This is a genomic window from Curtobacterium sp. Leaf183 (genome assembly GCF_001424385.1).
Taxonomy (GTDB): domain Bacteria; phylum Actinomycetota; class Actinomycetes; order Actinomycetales; family Microbacteriaceae; genus Curtobacterium.
On sequence record NZ_LMPO01000001.1, the window covers coordinates 265,866 to 274,157 of the forward strand.

Annotated in this window: 8 protein-coding genes; 2 read left to right on the plus strand and 6 right to left on the minus strand. The window is 72.9% G+C overall.

All coding sequences use genetic code 11. The features are described 5' to 3' along the window. Window positions 1-142: 142 nt before the first annotated feature. The 6 genes from ASG04_RS01230 to ASG04_RS01255 all read right to left on the minus strand — a co-directional run bounded on the left by ASG04_RS01230 (window position 143) and on the right by ASG04_RS01255 (window position 6,178). The gene (locus tag ASG04_RS01230; protein ID WP_156463470.1) at window positions 143-412 is read right to left on the minus strand and encodes a hypothetical protein; all 270 of its coding nucleotides are present in this window, start codon (window positions 410-412) and stop codon (window positions 143-145) included. Window positions 413-481: 69 nt separating this feature from the next. Beyond that, entirely contained in the window at window positions 482-1,630 is a 1,149-nt protein-coding gene (locus ASG04_RS01235) for a cysteine desulfurase family protein (protein WP_056119065.1), read from the minus strand. Between the two features lie 3 nt (window positions 1,631-1,633). After that, on the minus strand, window positions 1,634-2,551 hold the full coding sequence (gene nadC / locus ASG04_RS01240; protein ID WP_082517711.1) for a carboxylating nicotinate-nucleotide diphosphorylase: 918 nt from the start codon (window positions 2,549-2,551) through the stop codon (window positions 1,634-1,636). Continuing rightward, on the minus strand, window positions 2,548-4,197 hold the full coding sequence (locus ASG04_RS01245) for an L-aspartate oxidase (protein ID WP_056119068.1): 1,650 nt from the start codon (window positions 4,195-4,197) through the stop codon (window positions 2,548-2,550). The genes nadC and ASG04_RS01245 overlap by 4 nt, the downstream gene beginning before the upstream one ends. A gap of 2 nt (window positions 4,198-4,199) precedes the next feature. Beyond that, window positions 4,200-5,471: a quinolinate synthase NadA gene (nadA, locus tag ASG04_RS01250; protein WP_056119070.1), complete on the minus strand. Its 1,272-nt coding sequence runs from the start codon at window positions 5,469-5,471 to the stop codon at window positions 4,200-4,202. An 11-nt stretch (window positions 5,472-5,482) separates the two neighbouring features. After that, window positions 5,483-6,178, minus strand: coding sequence for an NUDIX hydrolase (locus ASG04_RS01255; protein ID WP_056119072.1), 696 nt, complete (start codon window positions 6,176-6,178; stop codon window positions 5,483-5,485). Window positions 6,179-6,300: 122 nt separating this feature from the next. Between ASG04_RS01255 and ASG04_RS01260 the strand changes: the two genes are divergently transcribed. Together ASG04_RS01260 and ASG04_RS01265 are read left to right on the plus strand one after the other, a co-directional pair. Continuing rightward, window positions 6,301-6,582, plus strand: a complete 282-nt coding sequence (locus tag ASG04_RS01260; RefSeq protein WP_056119075.1) for an acylphosphatase — start codon at window positions 6,301-6,303, stop codon at window positions 6,580-6,582. Window positions 6,583-6,680: 98 nt separating this feature from the next. Next, window positions 6,681-8,171: an MDR family MFS transporter gene (locus tag ASG04_RS01265; protein WP_056119078.1), complete on the plus strand. Its 1,491-nt coding sequence runs from the start codon at window positions 6,681-6,683 to the stop codon at window positions 8,169-8,171. Window positions 8,172-8,292 lie beyond the last annotated feature (121 nt).

Below are 8,292 nucleotides of genomic sequence, written 5' to 3' on the forward strand. Positions count from 1 at the left end.
ATCCGGGCCCGCAGCGGGGCTCAGGGTGCAGCGAGCCGCGACGACAGGGATGCCGTGGCCCGCTCCGGGCGTCGCTTCAGGGGCGACGTCCGGCTGGTCGCGTCGCCCGGCCCGTCGCTGACGAGCTCGGACGACGCCGGTCTCAGTGGTCTCCGACGTCCTCCCGCCAGCGGTCCGACTCGGCCGGAGCAGGCATCGCCCGTCGCGCGGCGGACGGACAGACCATCGGGAGCACGGCGCTCGCCACGGTCGCGAGCGTGCCCACGATCGCGATGAGCCCGAGGGGTGCGGACCCCACGTCGTGGCTCGCTGCCACGGTCAGCGCGAGGACGGTCGCGGGTGCGGGCAGGAGCTGCACCACTCGGAAGCGGTCTCCCCGTGGGGCCCGCCGCGTCGTCATCGCATCTGCCATGTGGACACTCTGCCCCACCGCGCATGTCCGCAGAAGGGGGGACACGGCCCCAGTGCTGGAGTAGAACGTCTAGTACACCCAGCGCATCGCCCGGACCGTGCTGACCGCCTCCGCGACCGCCCGGACCACGAGTGGGACGTCCGCCGCCGACAGGGTCGCGTCGAACGTCAGCCGCACGGCACTGCGGGCGACGTCCTCGGACAGTCCGAGCGCCGTGAGCACGTGCGAGGCCTCGGTGCTGCCCGCGGCGCAGGCACTCCCCGAGGACGACACGACGTCGCGCCGTTCGAGCTCGAGCAGCACGGTCTCCCCGGTGACGCCCGGGAAGCAGAACGACGCGTGCCCGGGCAGCCGGTGGTCGAGCGACCCGGTGACGAGCGCGCTGGGCACCTCGTGCAGCACGCCCGCGATCACCGCGTCGCGCGTGGCCGTCGCCTGTGTCGCCGAGTCCGACCGTCCGGCGGCCGCGAGCGCCAGCGCGGTCGACACCGCCACCGCACCGGCGACGTCCTCGGTGCCCGAGCGACGACCTCGCTCCTGCCCACCGCCGTGCACGAGCGGCTCCACGGGCACGCCCGACCGGACCACGAGCACGCCGGTGCCCTTCGGCGCGCCGAGCTTGTGCCCGGAGAAGCTCAGCGCATCGACGCCGAGCACGTCGAGCCCGACCGGCAGCCACGGCGCGGACTGCACGGCGTCGGTGTGGAACCGCGCGCCGACGGAGCGGGCGACCGCGCCGAGCACCGGGAGGTCCTGCACCGTGCCGACCTCGTTGTCCGCGTGCGCGACCGAGACGAGCGTCGTGTCCGGTCGGAGCGCCGCGGCCAGCACGTCCGGGTCCACCCGCCCGGTGCTGTCCACGGGCAGCACAGTGACGGCGAACCCGTGGAAGCGCTCGAGGTACCGGCAGCTCTCCAGGACCGCCTCGTGCTCGATCGCGCTGGTCACCACGTGGCGCCCGCGCGGTGCCGCGAGCGCGATGCCCTTCACGGCGGTGTTCGCACCCTCCGTGCCGCCCGCGGTGAAGACGACCTCGCCGGGCCGGCATCCCAGGACCTCGGCGACCTGTCCGCGCGCGGCCGACAGTCCCCGCGCCGCCTGGTCACCGAGTCCGTGCGTCGAGGACGGGTTGCCGAACCCGCCCGTCAGCCAGGGCCACATCGCCTCGAGCACCTCGCGACGCACGGGCGTCGTGGCCGCGCGGTCCAGGTAGAACACGGTTCAGACCGCGGACGCGGACGACGACGCCGACCCGGGTGCCACATCGATGTCGAGCCCGAGGTCGAGCGCCCGTGCCGAGTGCGTCAGCGCCCCGACCGAGATGACGTCGACGCCGGCTGCGGCGATCGTCGCGACGGTGTCCAGCGACACCCCGCCCGACGCCTCGACGAGCGCACGGCCCGCCACCAGCTCGACGCCCCGGACCAGGTCGGCCGGGCTGAAGTTGTCGAGCATGATCGTGTCCACCCCGGCCGCGACGACCGGCTCGATCTGGTCGATGCGGTCCACCTCGACCTCGAGGTGCACGGTGTGTCCGAGCCGTTCCCGAGCGCCGCGGATGGCCGAGCCCAGCCCGATCCCGCTCGCCAGCAGCACCGCCAGGTGGTTGTCCTTCGCGAGCACCGCGTCCGACAGCGACGTGCGGTGGTTGTGGCCGCCGCCGCACCGGACCGCGTACCGCTCGACCGCGCGCAGCCCCGGCGTGGTCTTGCGCGTGTCGACGATGCGTGCGCGGCTCCCCGCCACCGCGGCGACGTACCGCGCGGTCACCGTCGCGATGCCCGACATCCGCTGCACCAGGTTGAGCGCCACCCGTTCGCCGCGCAGGACCGCGCGCGCCGGACCGGTCACCGTGGCCAGGACGTCCCCCGACACGAACGCGGTGCCGTCGGCGACGTGCAGCGTCACGTCGAGGGCCGGGTCGACCGCGTGCATCACCGCCGTGAACACCGCGCCGCCGCTCAGCACCCCGGGCTCGCGCGCCCCCAGGGTCGCGGTGGCCGTCGCGGACGCCGGGATGAGGGTCTCGCTGGTCACGTCCCCCCACGGTGCGTCCTCCTCGAGCGCGGTGTGGACCACGCGCTGCAGGGCGTGCGGCGGGATGGTGCCGATGACGTCGGCGGGCACAGTGGTGGTCATGCGCGTGCTCCCTCGGGGACGAGTGCGAGGGCAGACGGTGCCCTCGCGGGGGTGCGGGCCCAGGCGCGCGAGGCCGCGGCGTCCAGGTCGGTGTCGGGGTGGTCGGTCCGGGCGTGGGCGCCGCGGGACTCGGCGCGTGCCTCTGCTGCCCGCGCGGTCAGGCGCGCCAGGTCGAGGAGCGCGCGGTCCTCGTGGTCGCGCACCGTGTCGGCGACGGGCACCGCGAGCGCGTCGAGCGCTCGCCGCGCGACGGACAGTCCACCCGCGTCCCGCAGCAGGCCGACGCGCTCCGTCATGACGGTCTGCAGCGTCTGCCGGACGTCGGCCGCTTCGCTGAGCCGAGCCGGGCCTCCAGGCCGTTCCGCTCGGGCATCCACCGGACGGGAGGCCCGGGTCGACTCCGTCACGTCGTCCACCGTGGTCACGGCGAGCGCCGCGTCGCCGCGCAGCCGGAGCAGGCCGGGTCGCGGACCGCCGAGCGCGTCCGCGGCGCGGACGGCGAACACCAGTCCCTCGAGCAGGGAGTTCGAGGCCAGCCGGTTGGCGCCGTGCACCCCGGTGCAGGCGGCCTCGCCGACGGCCCAGAGCCCGGGCAGGCTGCTGCGGCCCTCGGCGTCGGTCGCGATGCCGCCCATCGCGTAGTGCGCCGCGGGGGCGACCGGGACGCCCTGCCGCGTCCAGTCGAAGCCGGCGGCGCGCGTGGCGCGGGTGAGGCCCGGGAACCTGCTGACCAGGAAGGTCGGGTCGAGCGCCGTCGCGTCGAGCTCGACGAGTCCGGTGTCACGAACGGCCGCGGCGATGCCGCGGGCGACGACGTCTCTCGGGGCGAGCTCGGCGTCGGGGTGGACGGCCGTCATGAACCGGTGGCCGCGAGCGTCGCGCAGGACGGCGCCTTCGCCGCGGACGGCCTCGGACACCAGGCCGCCCCCCGGGACCGCGAGCCGGGTGGGGTGGAACTGCACGAACTCCAGGTCGGCGAGGACCGCTCCGGCACGCCAGGCCGCTGCCTGCCCGTCACCCGTCGCGACGAGCGGGTTGGTCGTCTCGCGGTACAGGTGGCCGGCGCCGCCGGACGCCAGCACGACGGCGTCGGCGTCGATACGTCGGGGATCGCCGAGCAGGTCGAGGACGTCGACCCCGACGACGCTGCCGTCCCGAACGACCAGGTCGGTCAGGCAGGTGCGCTCGAGGATCGTGACGTGCTGGCGGTGCAGCGCGGCGATGAGGGTCTGCTCGATCGCGGCGCCTGTCGCGTCGCCGTCGGCGTGGACGACACGCCATCGGGAGTGTGCGGCCTCTCGTCCCCGGGCGAGGTCGTCGCCGTGGCGGTCGATGCTGGCCGGGTCGGTGGTGCGGTCGAAGGGCACGCCGAGCGCGAGCAGGTCGCGGACCCGCGCGGGTCCGTCGGTGCACAGGACCTCGACCGCGCGGGCGTCCGCGCTGCCGGCGGCGGCCAGGTGTGTGTCCGCCACGTGCAGCGCCGCGGTGTCGTCGACGCCGAGCGCGACGGCGACCCCACCCTGGGCGTGGCTGGTCGCGGCGTCGGCGAGGGCGCCCTTGGTGACGAGGGTGACGTCGTGGCGGGCGCTCGCCCGGATGGCGGTGGTGAGTCCGGCGATGCCGGAGCCGACGATGACGACGTGCACGGTCAGCCCCTCGGCTTGGCGGCGAGCATGCGCTCGAGGGCGACCTTCGCGTCGGCCTTGACGGCGTCCGGCACGACGATCTCGTTGAGGATCTCGCCACGCACCAGCGCCTCGAGCACCCACGCCAGGTAGCCCGGGTGGATCCGGTACATCGTGGAGCACGGGCAGACGACGGGGTCGAGGCAGAAGACCGTGTGCTGGGGGTACTCGGCCGCCAGCCGGTTCACCATGTTGATCTCGGTGCCGATCGCGAAGGTCGTCGGCTCCGTGGCGGCCGCGACGGTCTTGCGGATCAGGTCGGTGCTGCCGGCGACGTCGGCCGCGTCCACGACGGCCATCGGGCACTCCGGGTGGACGATCACCTGGACGCCGGGGTGCTCCGCGCGGGCCCGCTCGATCTGCTCGACGGTGAAGCGACGGTGGACCGAGCAGAACCCGTGCCACAGGACCACCTTCGCCGCTCGCAGCGCATCGGCGGTGTTGCCGCCGCCGGGCAGCCGCGGGTTCCACATCGGCATCAGGTCGGTGCTGATCCCCATGGCCTTGGCGGTGTTGCGACCCAGGTGCTGGTCGGGGAAGAACAGGACACGCTGCCCGCGCTCGAACGCCCACTCGAGCACGGTCGCCGCGTTCGAGCTCGTGCACACGATGCCGCCGTGCCGGCCGCAGAACGCCTTGAGGTCAGCGGCGGAGTTCATGTAGGTGACGGGGATGACGGGCACGCGGCCGTCGGCGTCGGGTTCGGTGCCGTAGACGGCCTCGAGCTCGGCCCACGCGGCCTCGACGCTGTCGATGTCGGCCATGTCCGCCATCGAGCACCCGGCGGCCAGGTTCGGCAGGATCACGTGCTGGTCGTCCCTGGCCAGGACGTCGGCCGTCTCCGCCATGAAGTGGACGCCGCAGAACACGATCGCCTCGGCGTCGGGCTTGGTCAGGGCGGCGTTGGCGAGCTGGAACGAGTCGCCGAGGAAGTCGGCGTGCCGGACGACCTCGTCGCGCTGGTAGAAGTGCCCGAGCACGACGACCCGGTCCCCCAGCGTCGCCTTCGCCCGCTCGATGCGCTCGTGCAGTTCGTCGACCGGCGCCTGCTTGTACTCGTCCGGCAGGACACCCTGCCGCGGAGCCGTCGTGGGGATCACGTCGGACATCGACGAACCCGGGCCGTAGCCGGGGCGGGCGTCGAAGTCCCACGTGGGCATCGCGAGGTCGGGCGTGCAGGTGCTGCCCTCGGCCCTGCCGTTGGAGATCAGTTCGATGGTGGTGGCGATGGACACGGTGGTTCCCGTCAGGTCGTGCGGGTGGTGGGGCCGGGCTGCAGCGGGCCGTTGTCCGCGTAGGCCAGGTCGGGGTTCGAGCGGTACAGGCGGGCCGGACGGTGCCGGTCCCCGCTCGTCGTCTCGTCGGTCGCGATGACCGCGTCGGACTGCGCGACCTGCCGCCGGAAGTTGGCGGGGTCGAGCCGGCGGCCGAGCACGGCCTCGTACACCGCTCGGAGCTCGGCGAGGGTGAAGCGGTCGCCGAGGAACGCCTGTGCGATCCGGGAGTACGACATCTTGGTGCGGAGCCGCCACAGCGCGTACTCGGCGATGCGGTCGTGGTCGAACGCCAGCGGCGGGTGCTCGTCCGCCAGGAACCAGCGCACGTTCCAGTCGTCGGGCACCGAGCTCGCCTCGTCCGGACGGACGAGGGCCCAGTACACGATCGACACGACGCGGGTGGGCGAGCGGTCGACGTCACCGAAGGCGTAGAGCTGCTCGAGGTACCGCGGCTGGACGTTCGTGGTCTCGCGCAGTCGCGCTGCCGCCGAGTCCTCGAGTCCCTCGTCCGGGCGGACCCAGCCGCCGGGCAGTGCCCACGAGCCCGCGTACGGCTCGGTGGTCCGTCGGACCAGGGGCATCCACAGCGCCGGCGCCCCGGTGTCCGGGTGCGGGCGCAGGGCGACGATCACGGTCGAGACCGCGACGCGGATGCCGTCGTCCATGTTCCACTCGTTCTGGTCACGTTGACCCGAACTGTTCGGGTTGAGGAGACACTATCACTGCGTCGCGACATCGTGACACGACAGTGACGATCCGGAAACACACCCGGCCTAGCGTGGTGCGCATGACAACGGTGACACGGGTGCACGCCGTCGTGACGGGGACCGTCCAGGGGGTCGGGTTCCGCTACTGGACAGCACGCAAGGCGGACGGTCTCGAACTCACGGGGTACGCCCGGAACCTGTTCGACGGCACGGTCGAGGTCGAGGCGGAAGGTCCGGCGCCGGCGGTCGACGCCCTCGTCGCACTCCTGCACTCCGGGCCACCGAGCGCGACGGTGACCGAGGTCGCGATCCGACCCGTCGTCCCGCACGGCGACGCGGAGACGTTCGACATCCTGCACTGATCGTTCATCGTCGGTGTCGGCGTGTCGTGGAATGATCGAATCCGTTCAGGTGCTGCACCTGAGCAATGCCCATCGACTCTCGTTCGGAGCCCCTCCCCATGACCGACCACGCCATCGACACCGCTCCGCGGACGGGCAGTCAGCCGCAGCAGCAGGGCCGGACCGCCGCGGACGACCGGCTCGTGATCGGGCTGCTGCTCGTGTCCGCCTTCGTCGTCATCCTGAACGAGACGATCATGGGCGTCGCGCTCCCGCGGCTCATGGACGACCTCGACATCAGCGCGGCCACGGGCCAGTGGCTGACGACCGGGTTCCTGCTGACGATGGCCGTGGTCATCCCGATCACCGGGTTCCTGCTGCAGCGCTTCAACACGCGGCCGGTGTTCGTCTGGGCGATGAGCCTGTTCTCCGCCGGCACGCTGATCGCCCTGCTCGCTCCCGGCTTCACCGTGCTGCTCGTCGGCCGCATCGTGCAGGCCAGCGGCACCGCGATCATGATGCCGCTCCTCATGACCACGGTGCTCACCCTCATCGAACCCGCACACCGCGGCCGCGTGATGGGCAACATCTCGATCGTCATCTCGGTCGCGCCGGCGATCGGCCCGACGATCTCGGGGCTGATCCTCAACGCGTTCTCGTGGCGCTGGCTGTTCGGCTTCGTGCTGCCGATCGCGATCGCCGCGCTGATCCTGGGCATGGTGAAGGTCAAGAACGTCGGGACGCCCCGGACGGCTCCGCTCGACGTGGTCTCGGTGGTGCTGTCAGCGTTCGCGTTCGGTGGGATCGTCTACGGCCTGTCGAGCATCGGCGAGATCGCGACCACCGGTCCGGTCGTCCCGGTCACGGCCCTGGTCATCGGTGCCGTCGCACTCACCCTGTTCATCCTCCGGCAGACCCGGCTGCAGCGCTCCGACCGCGCCCTGCTCGACCTCAGGACCTTCCAGACGAAGGGCTTCACGGTGCCGATCGTGGGGATGGGCCTGAGCTTCCTGGTGATGCTCGGCACGCTCATCGTCCTGCCGATCTACCTGGAGCGCGTCCTCGGCCTCGAGGTCCTCAACGTCGGCCTGCTGCTGCTCCCCGGCGGCCTGCTCATGGGGCTGCTCTCGCCGATCGTCGGTCGGGTCTACGACCGGCACGGCCCGCGGGTCCTGCTCATCCCGGGCACGGTCATCATCAGCGTCGTGATGTGGGCACTGGCCACCGTCGGCACGGACACCAGCGTGTGGTTCGTCCTCGGCGCCCACGTCGTCCTGAGCATCGGGCTCGCGCTGACCTTCACGCCGCTGTTCACCGCGGCGCTCGGCGGTCTGCCCCCGAAGCTGTACTCGCACGGCAGTGCGGTGCTCGGCACGGCGCAGCAGCTCGCCGGTGCCGCGGGCACGGCCCTGTTCATCACGCTGCTGACCATCGGCGCGGCGACGGCCACGGCCGGGTCGGGTGCGGCCGGCGCTGCCGAAGCCACGGCCTCCGGCGTCTCGACCGCCTTCCTGGTGGGCGGCGTGATCTCGCTGTTCGGGATCCTGGCGGCGTGCTTCGTGCGCAAGCCCGTCACCCCCGAGGGCGCGCCGACCCCGATCGCGCACTAGCCGGCGACGCGGCCCAGCCGCGCCCGGTGGTCGCGGTGCGACCGCTGGTCCCCGTCATCGCGGTGCGGATCGGCATCGCACCACCAGAACCGGCTCGAACCACGGACTTCCGTGGTTCGAG